The following is a 21341-nucleotide window of genomic DNA, read 5'->3' as shown; positions in this document are numbered from 1 at the left end:
AGTCCGATTCCTCCCCCGCCTGAAGGCGGGGGTCTCCTCGGAGGCATCTGATGAAGGGCTCGCCGTCCTGCGTGACGGTGACCTGCCGGACAGGGCAGAGTGACAGCCCTGGGGTCAGATCCTTGTCCGACTCCTCGCGTACGGGCAAGGCGGTGGTGAGCCCGAAGGGGCGGACGGTCCCGGCCTGTTGTGGGCCAGGCCGCGAAACCTGCTTTGGGAACAGGCATGGCGCGAGAACGCTCACCGATTCTCCTCCGTTGTTACAGGACCGCCCCGCCCTCCGGGACGGAATCTTTGGCCAGACCTGCGGCCGCTTCGTTCTCTCATTCTTCGAGAGGTTGTAAGCAGGATGGGACCAGCGGCAGCAAGGTCGCCAGGACCGCGGGTTTGATATTGCGCGAAATCAAATGCGCCGACCCCGCCCCCTACCTCCGCCGCAGCCGCCCCAACGCCTCCACCGCGGCCGCGCGCAAGCGCTCATGCTCACGCGCGGCGACCAGCGTCGCCTCCGCCCGCCGGTCGCCGAGCGCGCCCAGTCCCTCGACGCAGGCCCTGGCCACCGGCCAGCAGTGGTCGCGGGCGGCCAACAGCCGCTCCAGGGTGGCCAGCAGGGCCGGTGCGGACTCCGGCGCCCGGAGCTCGCTCAGCAGCCGGACGGCGTGCAGTGCATAGGCGGTGCGCAGCGGGTTGGTGGCGAGGGCGGCGGCGGCGCGGGCGGTGCGGGGGTCGCGGAGGCGGGCCAGTACCTGGGCGGCGGTGGCGCAGCGCACGGGTTCGCGGTAGTTGAGGAGCAGGACCAGGGTCTCGAAGGCCCGGCGGTCGCCCTGCACACCCAGTGCGAAGGCGGCGATCTCACGGGCCCACAGCGGGCGTTCGGGGGCCACCAGGACATCGGCGAGCGCGTCACGGGCCGGGCGGCCGTCGGTGCGCACCAGCGCGACCAGCCGTTCATAGGCCGCGAACTCGGCCGGGGAGACCAGTTCGGCCCGCACTCGCTTCAACAGCGCGCGGAATTCCTCTTCCATTTCCCGCTCTCCTCCCGGAGTGGCCTGGACCACATGTTAAGTCGCGCGCGCTCCCCCTGGCGCTCTTGGTTACCCGTGAGTTAATCTCCCGGCAAGAGCAGCACTCCCCGGCTACCTCCGGGAGGTGACTCAGCTCGGGCGGTCTGGTGACGCAGCCGCTTTCACACTGGCATTTCCCATGTCGGTCTGTCGGTTCGGCACTTCCAGTACGGCACGGCCCCGGGACAGGGCCGGCCGGTCGCACAACTCCCTCTCCGTGGACGCCCTTTACCCGTCCACGGCCCTCCTTCATCCCAGACGCGCCGTGGAGCGTGTCCCGCGGGACCCGCACCGGCCCGCCGGACACGCCCCAGCGCCGCGCGATCCGCCGTCTCCCCGCACACCCGGGGAACATCCTCTGGAGTCCCGCGATGGACCGACAGTCCCCATCCGAGCCGCTCAAGTCGCTTGCGTCCGTTGCCGTGATCGGCCTCGGCACCATGGGCACCGGCATCGCCGAAGTGCTCGTCCGGGCCGGCCGCCAGGTCATCGGCATCGACATCAGCCAGGCGGCCGCCGCTCGCGCCACCGGCACGCTGGCCGCGGCCACCGCCCGCGCGGTCTCGCGCGGCCGGATCACCGAGGCCGAGCGCCAGGCCGCACTGGGCCGCTTCCGCACCTGTGGCGAGCTGGACGCCGCCGCCGACGCCGACTTGGTGATCGAGGTCGTGCCCGAGGACTACGCCCTCAAGCACGAGGTGCTCACCGCCCTCGACCGCATCGTGCGCCCCACCACCATCCTGGCAACCGGCACCAACGCCCTGTCGGTGACCCGGCTGGCCGCCGACTCCGCCCGCCCCGAGCGCGTCCTCGGGCTGCACTTCTTCAACCCGGCACCGGCGATGAAGCTGGTCGAGGTGGTCTCCTCGGTGCTCACCGCGCCCACGGCCGTCACCGCCGTCACCCAGCTCGCCCGGGAACTGGGCAAGGAGCCGGTGGCGGTGGGCGACCGGCCCGGCTTTGTCGCCGACGGGCTGCTGTTCGGCTACCTCAACCAGGCCGCCGCGATGTATGAGTCGCGCTATGCCACCCGCGAGGACATCGACGCCGCGATGCGGCTGGGCTGCGGGCTGCCGATGGGCCCGCTCGCGCTGCTGGACCTGATCGGCGTGGACACCGCCCGTACGGTGCTGGAGGCCATGTACGCGGCCTCGCACGACCGGCTGCACGCACCCGCCCCGGTCCTTGGCCAGCTCGCCTCGGCCGGGCTGACCGGTCGCAAGGCGGGGCGCGGCTTCTATACCTATGAGGCACCCGGTTCGGCCATCGCCGTGCCGGACGCGGAAACCCCCAACACGGCCGCCGAACGCCCGGCCGGTCGGCCGGTGCGCGCGGTGGGGGTGGCCGGATCCGGGACGATGGCGAGCGGCATCGCCGAGGTCTTCGCCAAGGCGGGGCATCCGGTGGTGCTCGCGGCGCGCACCCTGGAGAAGGCGGAGGCGGCGAAGGCCCGGATCGCCAAGTCGCTGGCCCGGTCGGTGGAGAAGGGCAGGCTGACGGCGCGCGAACGGGATGCCGCGCTCACCGCGATCGCCCCGGCCGGATCGCTGGACGCCTTTGTGGAGGTGGACCTGGCCATCGAGGCGGTGGCGGAGGACCTTGAGGTCAAGCAGCAGTTGTTCACCGCGCTCGACAAGACCTGCAAGCCCGGCGCGGTGCTGGCAACCACCACCTCCTCGCTGCCCGTGATCGCCTGCGCCCGGGCCACCTCGCGCCCGCAGGACGTGATCGGCATGCACTTCTTCAACCCGGCACCGGCGATGAAGCTGGTCGAGGTGGTCCGTACCGTCCTCACCTCGGACGAGGCGCACGCCACCGTCCGCGAGGTGTGCGCGAAGATCCGCAAGCACCCGGTGGACTGCGGGGACCGGGCCGGGTTCATCGTCAACGCCCTGCTGTTCCCGTACCTCAACAACGCGGTCAAGATGGTGCAGGAGCACTACGCCTCGCTGGACGAGATCGACGCCGCGATGCGGCTCGGCGGCGGCTATCCGATGGGCCCCTTCGAACTCCTCGACGTGGTGGGCCTCGATGTCTCCCTCGCCATCGAGCGGGTGCTGCACCGCGAGTTCCGCGATCCGGGCCTCGCACCGGCCCCGCTGCTGGAACACCTGGTGGCGGCGGGCTGCCTGGGCCGCAAGACGGGGCGCGGCTTCCGCGAGTACGCAAAGGCCTGACCAGGCCGTGTTCGCTCAAGGACGCGGGTGGGGCGGACTGCTCGGGCCCTCCGGTGGTCCGCCCCGGCACGTCCATACAGAGGCGTGTTACGTTCCCCACATGTCCCAGCCCGTCAAGCCTTCCCGTCCGTCCCGCGGGGCCGCCGCCAAGGGTGCCGGCGAGTCCCCCGCCGGAAGCGCGGGCTCCCGCCGCGCCGCCGCCCAGCGCCTGACCATGCGCCGCAAACTCGCGGCGGCCGCGATGGAGTTGTTCGCCACCAAGGGCTATGAAGCGACCACCGTGGACGAGATCGCGGCCGCGGCCGGAGTCGCCCGCCGGACCTTCTTCCGTCACTTCCGCTCCAAGGAAGAGGCCATCTTCCCCGACCACGACGACACCCTGGTGCGCGCGGCCGGAGTTCTGGAGGCCGCACCCGCGCACGAGAACCCGCTCGACACGGTGTGCCGCGGCATCAAGGAAGTGATGCGGATGTACGCGGCCTCCCCCGCGGTCTCCATCGAGCGCTATCGCCTCACCCGCGAGGTGCCCGCCCTGCGCGAGCGCGAGATCGCCTCGGTCGCCCGCTATGAGCGGCTGTTCACCCGCTACCTCCTCGGCCATTTCGAGGAGGGCACCCACCATGACGACGATCCGCTGCTGGCCGAGGTCGCCGCGTCGGCGGTGGTCACCGCGCACAACCATGTGCTGCGCCGGTGGCTGCGGGGCGGGGGCGAGGGCGAGTTGGAGACCCAGCTCGACCATGCGTTCGCGATCGTGCGGGAGACCTTTGGAGCGGGCATCGGGGCCGGGCGCGTGGAACCCGCCACCACGGCGCGGGTCGACAGCGAAGTGCTGGTGACGGTGGCGCGGACGGATGCGCCACTGGGGGAAGTCATGAGGGCGATCGAAAAGGTGCTGAAGCAGCGGAGCTGAGGCCCGGGGCACAGCCCACCCCAAACCAACATCCGCACCGCTCATCTGTGAACCTCCGGTGACAGATGTCTCAAATTCATGGCACCGAGTGTCTTGTCGAGTGGCACGCGGTGCCATACGTTGATTGCGTCCGGGCGGCCGGCGCGCAGACTCACACCGTCGTGCGTCGGCTGTCCCCACAAGCACTTGTGCGCCCGGATGCCTGCGTCACCAGGCACTGCGCCCAACCGGCGCACCCGTAAGGCACGCCCCGCCGAACCGACGGCACCACCCCCGACGTCCCCTCAAGCCCGTTTCCCGAACGCGCGCTTCGCCGGAGGCACACCGTGAACCAGATACTCGACGCGATCCTCGCGCCGGACAGCAACAGCGAGGACTTCGCCGCACTCCAACTCCCCGAGGCCTACCGCGCGGTGACCGTGCACAAGGACGAGGCGGAGATGTTCGCCGGGCTCTCCACCCGGGAGAAGGACCCGCGCAAGTCGCTGCACGTCGAGGAGGTGCCGGTGCCCGAACTCGGGCCCGGCGAAGCGCTGGTGGCCGTGCTGGCCAGCTCCGTGAACTACAACTCCGTGTGGACCGCGATCTTCGAGCCCATCCCGACCTTCGCCTTCCTGGAACGCTACGGGAAGCTGTCGCCCCTCGCCAAGCGGCACGACCTCCCGTACCACGTCATCGGCTCCGACCTCGCGGGGGTCGTGCTGCGCACCGGGCCCGGGGTCAACGCCTGGCGGCCGGGCGACGAGGTGGTGGCGCACTGCCTGTCCGTCGAGCTGGAGTCGGCGGACGGGCACAACGACACCATGCTCGACCCCGAGCAGCGCATCTGGGGCTTCGAGACCAACTTCGGCGGCCTGGCCGAGCTCGCGCTGGTGAAGTCCAACCAGCTCATGCCCAAGCCCAGGCACCTGTCCTGGGAGGAGGCCGCGGCCCCGGGCCTGGTCAACTCCACCGCCTACCGACAGCTGGTCTCGCGCAACGGCGCGGGCATGAAGCAGGGCGACAACGTGCTGATCTGGGGCGCCAGCGGCGGACTGGGCTCGTATGCCACCCAGTTCGCGCTGGCCGGCGGCGCCAACCCGATCTGTGTGGTCTCCAGTGAGCAGAAGGCGGAGATCTGCCGCCGGATGGGCGCCCAGGCGATCATCGACCGCAGCGCGGAGGGCTACCGGTTCTGGTCGGACGAGCACACCCAGGACCCGCGCGAGTGGAAGCGCTTCGGCAAGCGCATCCGCGAACTGACCGGCGGCGAGGATGTGGACATCGTCTTCGAGCACCCGGGCCGGGAGACCTTCGGCGCCAGCGTCTATGTCACCCGCAAGGGCGGCACGATCGTCACCTGCGCCTCCACCTCGGGCTACCACCACGAGTACGACAACCGCTATCTGTGGATGTCGCTGAAGAAGATCGTGGGCTCGCACTTCGCCAACTACCGCGAGGCCTGGGAGGCCAACCGGCTGGTCGCCAAGGGGAAGATCCACCCGACGCTGTCCAAGACCTACCGGCTCGAGGACACCGGCCAGGCCGCGTACGACGTGCACCGCAACCTCCACCAGGGCAAGGTCGGGGTGCTCGCCCTGGCCCCCGAGGAGGGCATGGGCGTGCGCGACGAGGAATTGCGGGCGCAGCACATCGAAGCCATCAACCGCTTCAAGGACGCCTAGAGATGACAGAACGTCACAAAGACCGCCCCTGGCTGATGCGCACCTACGCCGGGCACTCCACCGCCGAGGCGTCCAACGAGCTCTACCGGCGCAATCTGGCCAAGGGCCAGACCGGCCTCTCGGTCGCGTTCGACCTGCCGACGCAGACCGGGTACGACCCCGACCACGTCCTCGCCCGCGGCGAGGTCGGCCGGGTCGGGGTCCCGGTCTCCCAACTGGGGGACATGCGGCTGCTGTTCAAGGACATTCCGCTGGAGCGGATGAACACCTCGATGACCATCAACGCCACCGCCATGTGGCTGCTGGCGATGTATCAGGTGGTCGCGGAGGAGCAGGGCGCGGACATCACCAGGCTGCAGGGAACGACACAGAACGACATCGTCAAGGAGTACCTCTCGCGCGGGACGCACGTCTTCCCGCCGGGGCCGTCGTTGCGGCTGACCACGGACATGATCACTTACACGGTCAACAACATCCCGAAGTGGAACCCGATCAACATCTGCAGTTACCACCTGCAGGAGGCGGGGGCCACTCCGGTCCAGGAGATCTCATACGCGATGTCCACCGCGATCGCCGTCCTCGACTCGGTGTTCGCATCCGGCCAGGTCCCCGAGGACCGCAAGGGCGAAGTCGTCGCCCGGATCTCCTTCTTCGTCAACGCGGGCGTCCGGTTCATCGAGGAGATGTGCAAGATGCGCGCCTTCGGCCGCATCTGGGACACCATCACCCGGGACCGCTATGGCATCCACAACGCCAGGCAGCGCCGCTTCCGCTATGGCGTCCAGGTCAACTCCCTCGGCCTGACCGAGGCGCAGCCGGAGAACAACGTCCAGCGCATCGTGCTGGAGATGCTGGCCGTCACCCTCTCCAAGGACGCGCGCGCCCGCGCCGTCCAGCTGCCCGCCTGGAACGAGGCGCTGGGCCTGCCCCGCCCCTGGGACCAGCAGTGGTCGCTGCGCATCCAGCAGGTGCTCGCCCATGAGAGCGATCTGCTGGAGTACGAGGACATCTTCGCCGGATCGCAGGTCATCGAGGGCAAGGTCGACGCCCTCGTCGAGCAGTGCACGGCCGAGATCGACCGCATCCAGGGAATGGGCGGTGCGCTGGCGGCCGTCGAATCCGGCTATCTCAAGGCCCAGTTGGTCGCCTCGCACGCCGAACGGCGGGCCCGGATCGAGGCGGGCGAGGAGAAGATCGTCGGCGTCAACTGCTATGCGGCCACCGAGCCCAGCCCGCTCACCGCCGATCTCGACACCGCCATCATGACCGTCGACCCGGCGAATGAATCGCGCGTGGTGGCCGCCCTGCACTCCTGGCGCGACAACCGTGACGAGCACCGGGCCCAGGAGGCGCTGTCCGTTCTCAAGAAGACGGCGGCGGGCTCCGAGAACCTGATGCCGGCCACCCTGGAATGCGTACGCTCCGGGGTCACCACCGGCGAGTGGTCCTGGGCGCTGCGCGATGTGTTCGGCGAGTTCCGCGCCCCCACCGGCGTCAGCGGCGCGCCGCTCGCCGTCACCGCCGAGGCGGGCACCCCGCTCGCGGCGGTCCGTACCAAGGTCACCCGCACCGCGGCCGAACTGGGCGGCGGCAGGCTGCGGCTGCTGGTGGGCAAGCCCGGCCTGGACGGCCACTCCAACGGCGCCGAGCAGATCGCGGTACGGGCCCGGGACGCCGGGTTCGAGGTGGTCTACCAGGGCATCCGGCTCACCCCGGAACAGATCGTCTCGGCGGCCGTCGCCGAGGATGTGCACTGCGTCGGCCTGTCGATCCTCTCCGGCTCGCACGCCGCGCTGGTGCCGGACGTACTGGCCCGGCTGCGCGGCGCGGGGGCGGCGGACCTGCCCGTGATCGTCGGTGGCATCATCCCGTCCGCCGACGCCGACGCCCTGCGGGCGGCCGGGGTCGCGGCCGTCTTCACACCCAAGGACTTCGGAATCACCGAGATCATCGGCCGTATCGTCGATGAGATCCGCAAAGCGAACCACCTCGACCCCCTGGAGGCCTCCTGATGGCTGTCAACCGACTGCGGCCGCGCCGCTCCTGTCTCGCCGTCCCCGGCAGCAACCCGCGTTTTCTGGAGAAGGCCCAGGGCCTGCCGGCCGACCAGGTCTTCCTGGATCTGGAGGACGCCTGTGCTCCGCTGGTCAAGGAGAGCGCCCGCCACCAGGTCGTCGATGCGCTCAACAACGGCGACTGGACGGGGAAGACCAGGGTCGTCCGGGTCAATGACTGGACCACGCACTGGACGTACCGGGACGTCATCACGGTCGTGGAGGGCGCGGGCCCGAACCTCGACTGCATCATGCTGCCCAAGGTGCAGGACGCCCAGCAGATCGTGGCCCTGGACCTGCTGCTGACGCAGATCGAGAAGACCATGGGCTTCGAGGTCGGGCGGATCGGCATCGAGGCGCAGATCGAGAACGCCAGGGGCCTGGTGAACGTGGACGGCATCGCCGCCGCGTCGCCGCGCCTGGAGACCATCGTCTTCGGCCCGGCCGACTTCATGGCCTCCATCAATATGAAGTCCCTGGTCGTCGGCGAGCAGCCGCCCGGCTATGGCGCGGATGCCTACCACTACATCCTGATGCGGATCCTGATGGCGGCCCGGGCCCATGACCTCCAGGCCATCGACGGCCCCTACCTCCAGATCCGCAACCCCGACGGCTACCGCGAGGTCGCCGGGCGGGCGGCGGCGCTGGGCTTCGACGGCAAGTGGGTGCTGCACCCGGACCAGGTGGCGCTGGCCAACGAGATCTTCTCGCCCGCGCAGGAGGACTACGACCACGCCGAGCTGATCCTGGACGCCTATGACTACTACACCTCCGAGGCGGGCGGCGCGAAGGGCTCCGCGATGCTCGGCGACGAGATGATCGACGAGGCCAGCCGGAAGATGGCCCTGGTCGTCGCGGGCAAGGGCCGGGCGTCGGGAATGACCCGTACGTCGAAGTTCGAGATCCCGGAGGCATGAGCGAGATGCAATTCGGCCGCACCTATGAAGAGTTCACCGTCGGCGATGTCTACAAGCACTGGCCCGGCAAGACGGTCACCGAATACGACGACCACCTCTTCTGTCTGCTCACCATGAATCACCATCCCTTGCACCTGGACACCAACTACGCGGAGCGGACGACCGACTTCGGCAAGAACGTCGTGGTCGGGAATTACATCTACTCACTGCTGCTGGGCATGTCCGTGCCGGATGTCTCCGGCAAGGCGATCGCCAATCTCGAGGTCGAGTCGCTCAAGCACATCGCGCCGACCTTCCATGGCGACACCATCTACGGCGAGACGACCGTCCTCGACAAGACCCCCTCGAAGTCCAAGAGCGACCGCGGGATCGTGTATGTCGAGACCAGGGGGTACAAGCAGGACGGCACGGTCGTCTGCGTCTTCCGGCGCAAGGTGATGGTGCCGACCGCCACTTACACCAAGGAGCGCGGCGGAGAACAGCCCGGCCGCCCCAAGCCGATCACCCGGGAGAAGTGAGATGGGCCGCCTCGCGCAGACCGACGGGCTCACGGACGTCCAGCGGGAAATCCTCGCCACGGTCCGGGAATTCGTCGACAAGGAGATCATCCCGGTCGCGACCGAGCTGGAGCACCGCGACGAATACCCGACGCAGATCGTCGAGGGCCTCAAGGAACTGGGCGTCTTCGGCTTGATGATCCCGGAGGAGTACGGCGGGCTCGGCGAGTCCCTGCTCACCTATGCACTGTGCGTGGAGGAGATCGCCCGGGGCTGGATGAGCGTCTCGGGCATCATCAACACCCACTTCATCGTCGCCTATCTGCTCAAGCAGCACGGCACCCAGGAGCAGAAGGACCACTTCCTGCCGCGCATGGCGGCGGGCGAGGTGCGTGGCGCGTTCTCGATGTCGGAGCCGGGGCTGGGCTCCGATGTGGCGGCCATCACCTCCAAGGGCGTGCGCGACGGGGACGAGTACGTCCTCACCGGCCAGAAGATGTGGCTGACCAACGGCGGCTCGTCGACGCTGGTGGCCGTTCTGTGCCGGACCGACGAGGGACACGTTGAGGGCGCTGCGGGCACTGCCCCGCATAAGTCGATGACCACCTTCCTGATCGAGAAGGAGCCGGGGTTCGGCGAGGTCAGGCCGGGGCTCACCATCCCTGGCAAGATCGAGAAGATGGGCTACAAGGGCGTCGACACCACCGAACTGATCATGGACGGGCTGCGCGTTCCGGCCGCCCGGGTGCTGGGCGGGACCACCGGCCGGGGCTTCTACCAGATGATGGACGGCGTCGAGGTCGGCCGGGTCAATGTGGCAGCGCGTGGCTGTGGCGTCGCACAGCGTGCCTTCGAACTGGGCGTCTCCTACGCCCAGCAGCGCCACACCTTCGGCAAGCCGATCGCCCAGCACCAGGCGATTCAGTTCAAGCTTGCAGAAATGGGGACAAAGGTAGAAACCGCACATGCGATGATGGTCAGTGCGGCACGAAAGAAGGATTCGGGTCAGCGCAACGACCTCGAAGCCGGAATGGCCAAGTACCTCGCCTCCGAGTACTGCAAGGAGGTGGTCGAGGACGCCTTCCGCATCCACGGCGGCTACGGCTTCTCCAAGGAGTACGAGATCGAGCGCCTCTACCGCGAGGCCCCGATGCTGCTCATCGGCGAGGGCACGGCGGAGATCCAGAAAATGATCATCGGGCGTCGGCTACTCGAGGAGTACCGGATCCAGGGATAATTGTCCGGAAAGGGGCGTTTTATCCGAGAAGTAGCTCACACCCAGTCATCGATGTTCGGCCATTGACTGGCCCTGGCGCTTAGCCAGTTGTCCGTCCTACCCGATAGCATCGGCCGGAAAAGCCGCCGTCCCCCAATCGTTACGCGGCACCCTCCGCTACGAAGGTCACCCATGCCCCACAGCTCTTCCTCTGCATCACGCGACAGCCTCGTCGGTGTACGCCTCGCGCGCGGAGCATCGCCGTGGCTCCTCCCGACCGTCGCCACGGCAGCGGTCAGCCTCACCCGCGCCCGCCGCTCCGGGCGCTGGGCGGCGCTGGCCGTGCCCGCCACCGCGCTCGCGGCGGGCATGCTGTGGTTCTTCCGCGATCCCGAGCGCGAGATCGCCCAGGGCCGGGTCATCTCCCCGGCCGACGGCGTGGTGCAGAGCATCATGCCGTGGAAGGACGGGCGCACCCGCGTCGCGATCTTCATGAGCCCGTTGAACGTCCACGTCAACCGCGCGCCGCTGGCCGGCACGGTGACTTCGGTCGAGCACATTCCCGGTGGGTTCGTACCGGCGTTCAACAAGGAGAGCGAGCACAACGAGCGCGTCGTCTGGCACTTCGACACCGAGCTCGGTGACATCGAAATGGTCCAGATCGCCGGCGCGGTCGCCCGGCGCATCGTCCCGTATGTGCCGCAGAGCACCAAGGTGGAGCAGGGCGAGCGCATCGGCCTGATCCGTTTCGGCTCGCGCGTCGACATCTACCTCCCCGAGGGCGTCGAGGTGGCTGTCGAGGTCGGCCAGGCCACCACTGCAGGGGTGACTCGCCTTGACCGTGATTGATCCTGACACACAGGCCGCATGGGTCCCGGAAGCGGAGCCCGAGGACGACGTCGATGACATGCCGCTGTCGACGCGGCTGTCAATAGCGGACACCCTCACCCTGGGCAACGCGATCTGCGGCTTCATGGCGGTGTACTTCACCACCACCGGCGTCCTGATGCCCCACCTGACCGGCAATGACGACGGCGGCATGGCCCGCAACAGCGCCGCCACCGCCGTGATGCTGATGCTGCTCGCGTCGGTCTTCGACCTCTTCGACGGGCTGGTGGCACGCAAGCTGCGCAGCTCGGCGATGGGGGCGGAGCTGGACAATCTCTCCGACCTGATCAGCTTTGGCCTCGCACCCGCGTATTTCGTCGTGGTGTGGGGCGTGGTCGCGCCGAACGCCCACCAGAAGGTGTCGGCGGTGGCCGCGGTCGTGCTGCTTCTCTCGGTCGTCCTGCGCCTGGCCCGCTTCTCCTGCGTGCCGATGCGGGACGGCATCTTCCAGGGGATGCCGAGCCCCTTCGGAGCGCTGACCGTCGTCTCCGTCGTGCTGCTGGAGCTCCCCTTCATCCCCACCCTGCTGGCCATCTTCGGCGTGGCCTGGCTGATGGTGAGCCGCGTCGAGTACCCCAAGCCGCGGGGCCGCCTGGCGGTCGCGATGCTCAGCTGGATCGTGCTCAGCATGGGGCTGCTGGCCGCCTGGGCCTTCGACGCCCCCGGCGGTGAACTGCTGCTCCAGACGGGCTGTGCGCTCCAGCTCGTGCTGGGCGCGGTGATCCCGCTCTTCGCGACGGCCCGCCGGGTCAACACCTTCCGCGACAACCGCCGCGAGGCGCGAGCGCAGCCGTAACACCCGCCGTACCTGAGGGCCCCGGGCAGTTGCCCGGGGCCCCACGCATTTCCGCACCCGCCGAAGGCGGCGTGCCCGCCCGCCGGCGGTCAGCCGAAGCAGTCCACCGCAACCCGCTCGGCGACCCGCTCCAGCAGCGGCCCCGCTTCGGCCATGCACCGCACCGGGTCCGGCTCGAGCTCGGTGAGGGCGTACGCACGCTCGATCCCCACCTCGGCCAGCACCGCGGGCGCCAGCGTCAGCCGCCCGCAAACGGCCACCACCCGCTTGCCCCGCGCGTGGGCCCGCCGCGCCACCCCGGCCGGCGCCTTGCCATGGAGCGTCTGCTCGTCCAGCGCCCCCTCCCCCGTGATCACCAGGTCCACCCCCGCCAGCGCCTCCGCAAACCCCAGCGCCTCCAGCATCACCTCGATACCGGGCCGGAACACCGCGTCGAGCCCGACCATGGCTCCGTATCCGACGCCTCCGCCCGCCCCCGCCCCGGGCGCGCCCGCCCGGCCCAGCACCCGCGCATACCGGGCAAGCGCGGCGTCCAGCAGGGCGACGTCCTCCGGAGAAGCCCCCTTCTGCGGCCCATAGACGGCGGCCGCCCCCGCCGGCCCGGTCAGCGGATTGTCGACATCGCTCGCGAGCACGACCCTCGTATCACGCAGCCGGGCGTCGAGCCCCGACAGGTCCGCCCGGGCCAGCGCGGCCAGCCCGCCCCCGCCGGGCCCGAGGTCCCGCCCGTCCGCGTCGAGGAACCGCGCCCCGAGGGCGGTCAGCATTCCGGCCCCGCCGTCCGTACCGGCGCTCCCGCCCACCCCCAGCACAATCTCCCGCGCCCCGGCATCGAGCGCCGCCCGCACCAGCTCCCCGGTCCCGAACGAATCGGCCCGCAGGGGCGCCGGGCGAGGAGCGCGTCGCAGCCCCGACGCCTCCGCCATCTCCACCACCGCCGTGGTGCCCCGTAGCGCATAGGCCGCCGTGACCGGTTCGCCCAGCGGTCCGCGCACCCGCACCGCACGGCGGTCGAACCCGGCGGCCACCGCCGCATCGACCGTCCCGTCGCCGCCGTCCGCGACCGGCAGCGAGGTGACGGCCAGCTCCGGCGCCGCCCGTCGCAACCCGGCCGTCACATGTGCGGCGACCTGCACCGCCGTCAACGAGCCCTTGAACTTGTCCGCGGCCACCAGCACCCGCCGAACACCGGCCATCCCGCATCCCCTTGCCTCCGGCCCGCGCCCTGCGCGGGCAGTCGCGCCGCAGCGACCCTATCCAGCAGGTCCGGGCCCTGCCCATCCCCCGAGGCGGCGTGCCAGACCACCCGATATGCCATATCCCGGCCATAGTGGGGCGACATGAGCACCGAGCACACCGATGCCCCTCGGCCACCGGACGGGGCGCAGGCCGAGCCCCCGGACCTCCCCCTCGTCGTCATCGGGGCCGTCGCCGTCCTGGCGGTGGTCGCCTGGGCGGCGCTGGGGAAGCGCTCCTTCGACCGGGTGTCGACGGACGCCCTCGGCTGGGTGCTGTCCAACTTCGCCTGGCTGTTCGTCATCGCGGCCGATGTGTTTCTCGCGCTGTGCGTGGTCATCGCCATCAGCCGCTACGGCCGGATCAGGCTGGGCGCGGACGACGACCAGCCCGAGTTCGGCAATCTCGCCTGGATCGCGATGATGTTCAGCGCGGGCATGGGCATCGGCCTGATGTTCTACGGCGTGGCCGAACCGCTCCAGCACTTCGTTGCCCCGCCACCGGGCAGCGGCGTCGATCCGGACACCCCCGCGGCCGCCCGCACCGCCCTGGAGTACTCCTTCTTCCACTGGACCCTGCACCCCTGGGCGATCTATGGCATGGCCGGTCTCGCGCTCGCCTACGCCGGATTCCGCAAGGGCCGTGGCAACCGGCTCAGTTCGGTGTTCGTCCCGCTGCTCGGCGAGCGGCGCGCGGCCGGCTGGCCCGGGCGGCTCATCGATCTGCTCGCCGTCTTCGCCACCGTCTTCGGCACGGCCACCAGCCTGGGCCTGGGCGCGCTCCAGGTGTCCAAGGGCCTCAGCATCACCACCGGCGTCAAGGACTCCACCGCACTGGAGCTGATCATCATCGGCTCCTTGTCGGCCGCCTTCGTCCTCTCCGCCTTCTCCGGGCTGCACAAGGGCGTCAAATGGCTGAGCACGCTCAACATCCTGCTGGCCGCCGGTCTGATGCTCTTTGTCTTCTTCCTGGGGCCGACGGTGTTCGTTCTCAACACCATCCCGGCCGCCACCGGCGGCTACCTCCACGACCTGCTGACCCTCGCGACCCGCACCGGGGCCTTCACCGACTCGAAGTGGCTCGGCGCCTGGACGGTCTTCTACTGGGCCTGGTGGCTCTCCTGGGCCCCCTTCGTCGGCACCTTCATCGCCCGCATCTCCCATGGCCGTACCATCCGCGAATTCCTCATCGGCGTCCTGCTGGTGCCCAGCGGCGCGACCGTGGTCTGGTTCTGCGTCATGGGCGGCAGCGCGCTGCGCCTGGACATGACGGGCGCGGCCGACATGGCCGGTACGGTCGGGCAGGGCGCGGAGGCCTCGCTCTTCTCCCTGCTCGACACCCTGCCGCTGGCGACGCTCGCCTCCTGGGTGGCGATGGCCCTGGTGATGACCTACTTCATCACCAGCGCGGACTCCGCGTCCCTGGTGATGGGCTCCCTCTCCAGCCGTGGCGCCCTGCACCCCCGAAACTGGCTCGTGGTGACCTGGGGCGTCCTGATGGCAGCGGTGGCCGCCGTCCTCCTGGTGGCGGGCGGCCTGAAGTCCCTCCAGTCGGCCACGATCCTGGTCGCCCTCCCGTTCGTCCTGGTGATGCTGGCCCTGTGCTGGTCGTTGCTGTCCGAGCTGCGCACCGACCCGGGCGCGGGCCCGGCCCGCCACCATGCGCTGCACGGGCTGGGGGACGCCATGCGCACCATGATCGGCGAGGCGATCACGGAGGCCGGCCCGGTCCGGCACGCCCGGCTGCGCCGGGTGGCGGAGAGCGCGCGGGAGCGGGACCGGGGGGACGGGGAGGAAAGGTGAGCGGATGCCCGGCACCCCACGCATCAACGCTTGGTTGAATATCGCCCATGGACGAGACGACCCTCCTCAAACGCTCCGGCGGCCCGGTGACGCGCAGCCGACTGGCCCACGATCTCAGGGCACTTGGCCTGGCCGAGGGCGATGTCGCCATGCTCCACACCAGGTTGTCCGCCATCGGATATGTGGCGGGCGGAACCCGGACGGTCATCGAGGCACTGACCGATGTCGTGGGAGAGCGCGGCACGCTGCTGGCCTACTGTGGCTGGAACGACGCACCGCCGTATGAATTCCTGGACTGGCCCCAGGAGTGGCAGGCGGCTCTGCGCGCCGAACAACCGCCGTTCGACCCCGAGTTGAGCGAATCCGACCACGGCAATGGCCGGTTCCCCGAGGCCCTGCGCCACTGGCCGGGAGCCGTGCGCAGCCGTCACCCCGACGTCAGTTTCGCCGCCGTCGGCGCCGCCGCCGAAGAGCTGGTGGCCGATCACCCGTGGGACGATCCGCATGGCCCCGGCAGTCCGCTCGCCCGCCTGGCCGCCCATGGCGGACGGGTGCTGCTCCTCGGGGCGCCGCTCGACACCATGACGCTCCTGCATCACGCCGAGGCCCTCGCCGAGGCGCCCGGCAAGCGGTTCGTCGAGTACGAGCAGCCGGTCCGCGAGGACGGCCGGACCGTCTGGCGGCGGTTCCATGACATCGACACCGACAACGGGGCCTTTGACTACTCCCCCGCGGTGCCGGACGGGCAGTGGCCGTTCACCGTGATCGCCCAGGACATGCTCGCCGCCGGGATCGGCGCCCGAGGGCTGGTCGGCGCCGCCGAGAGCCATCTGTTCGACGCCGCCGCGGTGGTGCGCTTCAGCGTGGGGTGGATCGAGGAGAAGCTCGCCGCTTGACCTTACCCTTGAGGGCAAGGTTTAGCGTCCACAGCAGCAAGCGGAGGGGGCGGAATGCGGATCGGTGACGTCGCACGGCAGGCGGAGGTGACCACCAAGGCGGTGCGTTACTACGAGTCGCTGGGGCTGATCGCACCCGATCGGCTGGCCAACGGCTACCGCGACTACGGCGAGCACGATGTGCGGCTGATCCGGGAGATCAAGGCGCTCAGCCGGCTGGGGATTCCCATCGACCGCACCCGCCCGTTCCTCGACTGCCTGGCCTCCGGCCGGCCGCACGCGGACGACTGCCCGGCCTCGCTGGCCGGATATCGCGAGGCGATCGACGAACTGACCGGGCGGATCGACGAGTTGGCCGCCCGCCGGGCCCTTCTGCTGGCGCATCTGCACCATGCCGCCCACCGCAACAGCATCGTCACGCCAGGAGAACCACTCATGAGCGACTTCACCCAGCTGCCGACCGGCCTGCCCGTACCCGAGGACGACGGGGCCGCCGGTCACCTGCCCGGCTTGCGGATGCCCGGGCTTGAGTTGTCCTCGACCTCGGGGGAGGCGATCCGCCTCGACGGGCTGGGTCCCGGGCGTACGGTGATCTACGCCTACCCGTTGACGGGGCGGCCGGGCGTCGACCTCCCGGAGGGCTGGGACGCCATCCCGGGGGCCCGCGGCTGCACCCCCGAGTCCTGCGGTTTCCGCGACCACCACCAGGAGCTGATCGCGGCGGGCGCGGGGCGGGTGTTCGGCCTGTCCGGTCAGGACACCGCCTACCAGCGTGAGGTCGTGGAACGGCTGCACCTGCCGTTCTCGATGCTCTCCGACCCGGATCTGGGCCTGGTCCGCCTGCTGAGGCTGCCCACGTTCGAGGCGGGCGGGAGGGAGCTCTACCGGCGGCTGACGCTGATCGTCCGGGACGGGGCGATCGAGCATGTCTTCTATCCGGTCTTCCCGCCGAACGAGCACGCCCGGCAGGTGCTGGACTGGCTGCGCGCCCACCCGGCCTGACCGCCGCCGGGAAACACCGTCGGCGGCCCACCGACGAGCGGCGGACCACCGGCAGTTGGGCTCTCGGCCCGCCGGTTGGCGATCCCTTACCAACCGGTGGGCGTCGGGCCATGGTCCGGGCGGGCCCCTCAGCCCGGGAAGCAGATGCCGAACACCCGCAGGGTGATCGCGCTGGGGCTGGTGTTGTTCACCCCCATCAGGTAGAGGTTCTCGCGGAGGCTGGGATAGGCGTCGAGCTTGTCCAGGCCAACCGCCCGGCTGCCCAGTTGGCGGTAGCCGCCACTGGCGATCCGGCTGCCCTCGGGGCACGTCGGACTTCTCAGTTCCCACTCCCGCTCCCCGGCGGGGACGGAGTACTCCTGCTCCACAAAGCGTGGTGATCCTCCGATTCCGGGTGGCCCGGCGGGGCCGACGGGTCCGGGCGGACCGGCCGGCCCGGAGTCCCCCCTCGGGCCAGTAGGGCCCATGGGGCCGGTGGGGCCGACAGGCCCCAAGGCACCGGCGGGGCCAACGGGCCCTACCGGTCCGGGAGGCCCGGCCGGGCCGGCGGCGCCGGTGTCTCCTCTGTCTCCCTTGGGGCCTGTGGACCCGGTGGGTCCCATGGGCCCTACCGGCCCCAGAGGTCCGGCCGGGCCCATGGCTCCCTCGGGACCGACGGGCCCTGCGGGCCCCTCAGGGCCGGTTGGACCCACTGCCCCCCTGGGGCCGATCGGCCCCGAGGCTCCCATGGGGCCGATGGGACCCACCGGTCCGGCAGGGCCGCCTGCTCCGGTGACCCCCTGGTCACCCCGATCGCCCTTCGGACCGGCAGGCCCCTCGGGCCCAACCGGCCCGGTGGGTCCGGTCGGTCCGGCCGGTCCGGTTCCTCCGACCGGCCCCGCGGGCCCGGCGGGGCCCACGGGACCGCCCGGGTCGCCTCGGTCGCCCTTGGGGCCGGTGAACCCGGGGTCGCCCTTGTCGCCTTTGGGGCCGGTGGACCCCATCGGCCCCATCTGGCCGACCTGGCCGACCTGGCCGGGGTCACCCTTGTCCCCCTTGGGCCCGGCAGGACCCATGGGACCACTGGGGTCGCCAGGGTCACCCTTGTCTCCCTTCGGGCCCGTGGGCCCGGCGGGACCAATGGGCCCTGCCGGACCGGCCGAACCGGCCGAACCGGCCGAACCCGGCTGCCCGTTGACTCCGTTGTCGCCCTTGGGCCCCTTCGGCCCCATGGGCCCAGCAGGACCGGACGGGCCAGTCGGACCGGACGGACCAGTCGGGCCCGCATCGCCCTTGTTGCCCTTCGGCCCCACTGGGCCCGCAGGTCCGGCGATGCCCGGATTGCCCTTGTCCCCTTTGGCACCCTTCGGCCCTGGCGGCCCCTTGTCCCCCTTGTCGCCCTTATCTCCCTTGTTCCCATTGCCCTTGGGGCTGTCATGGTGGCCGTCGCCGTGGTGCCCGGCCCCGCCGCCATGATGGTCGCCCCCGTCGCCGGGGCGCCCGCTCTCGCCGCCCTGACAGAGGGACACCTCGCCAAAGCTCTGCACGTACTTCGCGCTCACCCAGCCCCTGCGGTCGGCGAGCCGGTACCAGTGCCGCTCCCCCTGCACATCCTCGCCATCGGACTTGCAGGCGATGTGGATGCGTTCACCTGGCTGGTAGACGCCCAGGACCGAGGCACGGGTGGTGGGTTCGCCGCGTACGTACTGCCCGGCACGGGAGATCACCTTGCCGGGTACCGACCGAAGGGCGCCGGCCCCCGCGGTCGCGGCGGCCAGCGCCCCGCCGGATGCGGCACAGAGCGCCAGCAGCACCCCGGAGGTCACGGCGCCCCGCTTGGTCGCAAAGGCCACGAAACCTCTCTCAAATAGCGACATATCGCTCCCTTCACTCTCGGAGAAACCCGAGTCGCACGGGAACACAAAAGTCGCGGCGCAATGACCAGACGGGCCCGAGCATGCGCCCAGGCGCAGCACGCATATCACTCACGCGAGGGAATCCAGGGGATACAAAACGACTTTGCGGCGGCGGGCGACCGCCCGAACCGAAGGCTTGATCCCCCTTCCGGAGCAGTTGTCAGTGACCCGCCTGCGCCGCCCAAGGCAGGCGAAAAGTCGACATATCAATAGATCAGAACAGCCCGTCCTGTGTCGGTGCTCCCACCGCCCCGCGCTCGAAGGCCAGCAGGCCCCGCTTGCGGTCGAGGCCGCCGCCATAGCCGGTGAGGCTGCCATCGGCCCCGATGACGCGATGGCAGGGGACGATGATGCTGATGGGGTTCTTGCCATTGGCGAGGCCGACGGCGCGAGAGGCGCCAACGGCCCCTATGCGCTCGGCGAGTTCACCGTAGGAGAGCGTGGTCCCATACGGAATCTGCTGGAGTCCGGCCCAGACGCGACGCTGGAAGGGCGTGCCCTCCAGGTGCAGCGGAAGGTCGAACCGGGTCAGCTCACCGGCGAAATAGGCCTTCAGCTGGCGGATCACCTCGGAGAATTCCGAGTCGTCACGGTCGCCGAAGTCCACCGTGAGCGGTCGGCGACGCTGGACCGTCATATAGAGGCCGGAGAGCTTACCGTCGGTGGCGACCAGGGTGAGCGGGTCATAGGGACTGTCGATGACGGTGTGAACTACGGTCATGACGGCCTCCGTTCAGGTCGTGGGCAGATGGGTGGCCGCGTGGTCATCGGCGGACCACAAGTATTGAACGGCATAGGATCGCCATGGACGCCAGGCCCCCGCATGCCGGGTGAGCGCGGCGGGGGTGGCGGGCAGGCCGGTACGGGCGGCCCCGCGGCGCACCCCGAGGTCGGTCGGGAGGAACGCGTCGGGGTCGCCGAGGGCTCGCATGGCGATGAGGTCGGCGGTCCAGGGTCCGATGCCGGGGAGCTCCACCAGTCGCTCGCGGGCCCGTGCCCAGTCGCTGCCGAGGTCGAGGCGGAGTTCGCCGGTCGTCAGCTCGTGCACCAGGCGCAGCACGGTGCTGCGCCGGGCGGCGGGCATGGCGAGGGAGCCGGGGTCGAGGGCGGCCAGCGCCTCGGCGGTGGGGAACAGGTGGGTGAGGCCGCCGTCGGGGGTCTCGACGGGGTCACCGTGCGCGGTGACCAGCCGGGCGGCGAGGGTGCGGGCGGCGGCGGTGGTGACCTGCTGGCCGAGGACGGCACGGAGGGCGAACTCCTCGGCGTCCACGGTGCGCGGCACCCGTCGCCCGGGCGCCTTGTCGACCAGCGGCTGCAGCCGGGGGTCCGTGCGCAGCAGCTCGTCGACGGCTTCCGGGTCCGCGTCCAGGTCGAGGAGGCGGCGGCAGCGGCTGATGGCCTCGGTGAGGTCGCGCTGGTCGGAGAGGGCGAGCCGGCAGTCGATGTGCTCCGGGTGGGGGCCGAGGCTGACGATTCCCTGCCCGTACGACAGGCGCAGCGTGCGGTGGTAGGCGCCGTCGCGCCACTCCTCCACGCCCGGGACGGCGGTCGCGGCGAGGTGCCCGAAGAGGTTGTCGGGGCAGAGCGGTTCGCGGTAAGGCAGGCGGAGCGTCAAGGTGCCCGGTATGGACGGGAGTCGGCCCCGGTCGGCGCGGGTGCGGAGCTCGGTCGGGGAGAGCGCGAAGACCTCGCGGACGGTCTCGTTGAAGGTGCGGATGGAGGAGAAGCCCGCGGCGAAGGCGATGTCCGCCATGGGCAGGGTGCTGGTCTCGATGAGGATGCGCGCGGTCTGCGCGCGCTGGGCGCGGGCCAGGGCCAGCGGTCCCGCGCCGACCTCGGCGCGGAGCTGGCGTTCGATCTGGCGGGTGCTGTAGCCGAGGCGGGCGGCGAGCCCGGGTACTCCTTCGCGGTCCACGGCCCCGTCGGCGATGAGGCGCATGGCGCGGGCCACCAGGTCGGCGCGCTCGTTCCACTGCGGTGAGCCGGGGCTGGCGTCGGGCCGGCAGCGTTTGCAGGCCCGGAAACCGGCCTGCTGGGCGGCTGCCGCGCTCGGGTAGAAGGTCATGTTCCGCGCCTTGGGCGGGACGACCGGGCAGCTCGGGCGGCAGTAGATGCGGGTGGTGAGCACGGCGGTGAAGAACCAGCCGTCGAAGCGAGCGTCCTTGGACTGCACGGCCCGTACGCAACGGTCGAAGTCGGTGTGCATGCCTCAAGAGTCACTCTCGTGGGCCCGGGAGGCTCGCGGAAATCCGACCTGGCCGTGCGCGGCGAACAGTCTGTCAATAAATGTTGACACGCAGAGGCTTGTCATCTTACGTTGACAG

Annotated in this window: 17 protein-coding genes and 1 pseudogene; 12 read left to right on the top strand and 6 right to left on the bottom strand. The window is 70.4% G+C overall.

The features are described from left to right. Positions 1–425 precede the first annotated feature (425 nt). Positions 426–1025 (bottom strand): HEAT repeat domain-containing protein, encoded by a 600-nt coding sequence (locus tag ABCR83_RS27765; protein ID WP_462697951.1) that lies wholly within the window; start codon positions 1023–1025, stop codon positions 426–428. Between the two features lie 410 nt (positions 1026–1435). Here ABCR83_RS27765 and ABCR83_RS27760 point away from each other — a divergent pair, with 410 nt between their 5' ends. From ABCR83_RS27760 to pssA, 9 genes are all read left to right on the top strand, one after another. Further along, positions 1436–3241, top strand: coding sequence for a 3-hydroxyacyl-CoA dehydrogenase family protein (locus tag ABCR83_RS27760; RefSeq protein WP_462697950.1), 1806 nt, complete (start codon positions 1436–1438; stop codon positions 3239–3241). Positions 3242–3341: 100 nt separating this feature from the next. Continuing rightward, entirely contained in the window at positions 3342–4154 is an 813-nt protein-coding gene (locus tag ABCR83_RS27755) for a TetR family transcriptional regulator (protein WP_462697949.1), read from the top strand. Positions 4155–4480: 326 nt separating this feature from the next. Beyond that, positions 4481–5818, top strand: coding sequence for a crotonyl-CoA carboxylase/reductase (gene ccrA, locus ABCR83_RS27750; protein WP_462697948.1), 1338 nt, complete (start codon positions 4481–4483; stop codon positions 5816–5818). Positions 5819–5820: 2 nt separating this feature from the next. Next, the gene (locus ABCR83_RS27745) at positions 5821–7830 is read left to right on the top strand and encodes a protein meaA (protein WP_462697947.1); all 2010 of its coding nucleotides are present in this window, start codon (positions 5821–5823) and stop codon (positions 7828–7830) included. Beyond that, positions 7830–8789: an HpcH/HpaI aldolase/citrate lyase family protein gene (locus ABCR83_RS27740; protein ID WP_462697946.1), complete on the top strand. Its 960-nt coding sequence runs from the start codon at positions 7830–7832 to the stop codon at positions 8787–8789. The genes ABCR83_RS27745 and ABCR83_RS27740 overlap by 1 nt, the downstream gene beginning before the upstream one ends. A 5-nt stretch (positions 8790–8794) precedes the next feature. Beyond that, positions 8795–9307: a MaoC family dehydratase gene (locus tag ABCR83_RS27735; RefSeq protein ID WP_462697954.1), complete on the top strand. Its 513-nt coding sequence runs from the start codon at positions 8795–8797 to the stop codon at positions 9305–9307. Between the two features lies 1 nt (position 9308). Further along, positions 9309–10523 (top strand): acyl-CoA dehydrogenase family protein, encoded by a 1215-nt coding sequence (locus tag ABCR83_RS27730; protein WP_462697945.1) that lies wholly within the window; start codon positions 9309–9311, stop codon positions 10521–10523. 171 nt (positions 10524–10694) lie between these two features. Then, positions 10695–11351, top strand: coding sequence for a phosphatidylserine decarboxylase (locus ABCR83_RS27725; protein WP_462697944.1), 657 nt, complete (start codon positions 10695–10697; stop codon positions 11349–11351). After that, positions 11338–12186: a CDP-diacylglycerol--serine O-phosphatidyltransferase gene (pssA, locus tag ABCR83_RS27720; protein ID WP_462697943.1), complete on the top strand. Its 849-nt coding sequence runs from the start codon at positions 11338–11340 to the stop codon at positions 12184–12186. The genes ABCR83_RS27725 and pssA overlap by 14 nt, the downstream gene beginning before the upstream one ends. Positions 12187–12275: 89 nt before the next feature. On the opposite strand, the gene ABCR83_RS27715 is transcribed toward pssA, so the two are convergent. Continuing rightward, positions 12276–13382: a glycerate kinase gene (locus tag ABCR83_RS27715; RefSeq protein ID WP_462697942.1), complete on the bottom strand. Its 1107-nt coding sequence runs from the start codon at positions 13380–13382 to the stop codon at positions 12276–12278. A 144-nt stretch (positions 13383–13526) separates the two neighbouring features. On the opposite strand from ABCR83_RS27715, the gene ABCR83_RS27710 reads away from it, so the two are divergent. Genes ABCR83_RS27710 through ABCR83_RS27700 form a run of 3 tightly spaced genes read left to right on the top strand, consistent with a single transcriptional unit; the run spans position 13527 to position 17122 of the window. Further along, entirely contained in the window at positions 13527–15224 is a 1698-nt protein-coding gene (locus ABCR83_RS27710) for a BCCT family transporter (RefSeq protein WP_462697941.1), read from the top strand. A 47-nt stretch (positions 15225–15271) separates the two neighbouring features. After that, the gene (gene aac(3) / locus ABCR83_RS27705; RefSeq protein WP_462697940.1) at positions 15272–16120 is read left to right on the top strand and encodes an aminoglycoside 3-N-acetyltransferase; all 849 of its coding nucleotides are present in this window, start codon (positions 15272–15274) and stop codon (positions 16118–16120) included. Positions 16121–16174: 54 nt separating this feature from the next. Continuing rightward, on the top strand, positions 16175–17122 hold the full coding sequence (locus ABCR83_RS27700) for a MerR family transcriptional regulator (RefSeq protein WP_462697939.1): 948 nt from the start codon (positions 16175–16177) through the stop codon (positions 17120–17122). A 128-nt stretch (positions 17123–17250) separates the two neighbouring features. Here ABCR83_RS27700 and ABCR83_RS27695 read toward each other — a convergent pair whose 3' ends face one another. The 4 genes and pseudogenes from ABCR83_RS27695 to ABCR83_RS27680 all read right to left on the bottom strand — a co-directional run bounded on the left by ABCR83_RS27695 (position 17251) and on the right by ABCR83_RS27680 (position 21223). Next, the gene (locus ABCR83_RS27695; protein ID WP_462697955.1) at positions 17251–17490 is read right to left on the bottom strand and encodes a hypothetical protein; all 240 of its coding nucleotides are present in this window, start codon (positions 17488–17490) and stop codon (positions 17251–17253) included. A 1164-nt stretch (positions 17491–18654) separates the two neighbouring features. Continuing rightward, a pseudogene (locus ABCR83_RS27690) lies at positions 18655–18978 on the bottom strand (SH3 domain-containing protein); the annotation flags it as partial. Between the two features lie 253 nt (positions 18979–19231). Beyond that, positions 19232–19738, bottom strand: coding sequence for a methylated-DNA--[protein]-cysteine S-methyltransferase (locus ABCR83_RS27685; RefSeq protein WP_462697938.1), 507 nt, complete (start codon positions 19736–19738; stop codon positions 19232–19234). A 12-nt stretch (positions 19739–19750) separates the two neighbouring features. Next, a complete protein-coding gene (locus ABCR83_RS27680; protein ID WP_462697937.1) occupies positions 19751–21223 on the bottom strand; it encodes an AlkA N-terminal domain-containing protein in 1473 nt (490 codons plus the stop codon). Between the last annotated feature and the right edge of the window lie 118 nt (positions 21224–21341).

Source organism: Streptomyces xingningensis, assembly GCF_054957865.1.
This window is presented reverse-complemented; position numbering and strand designations above follow the sequence as displayed.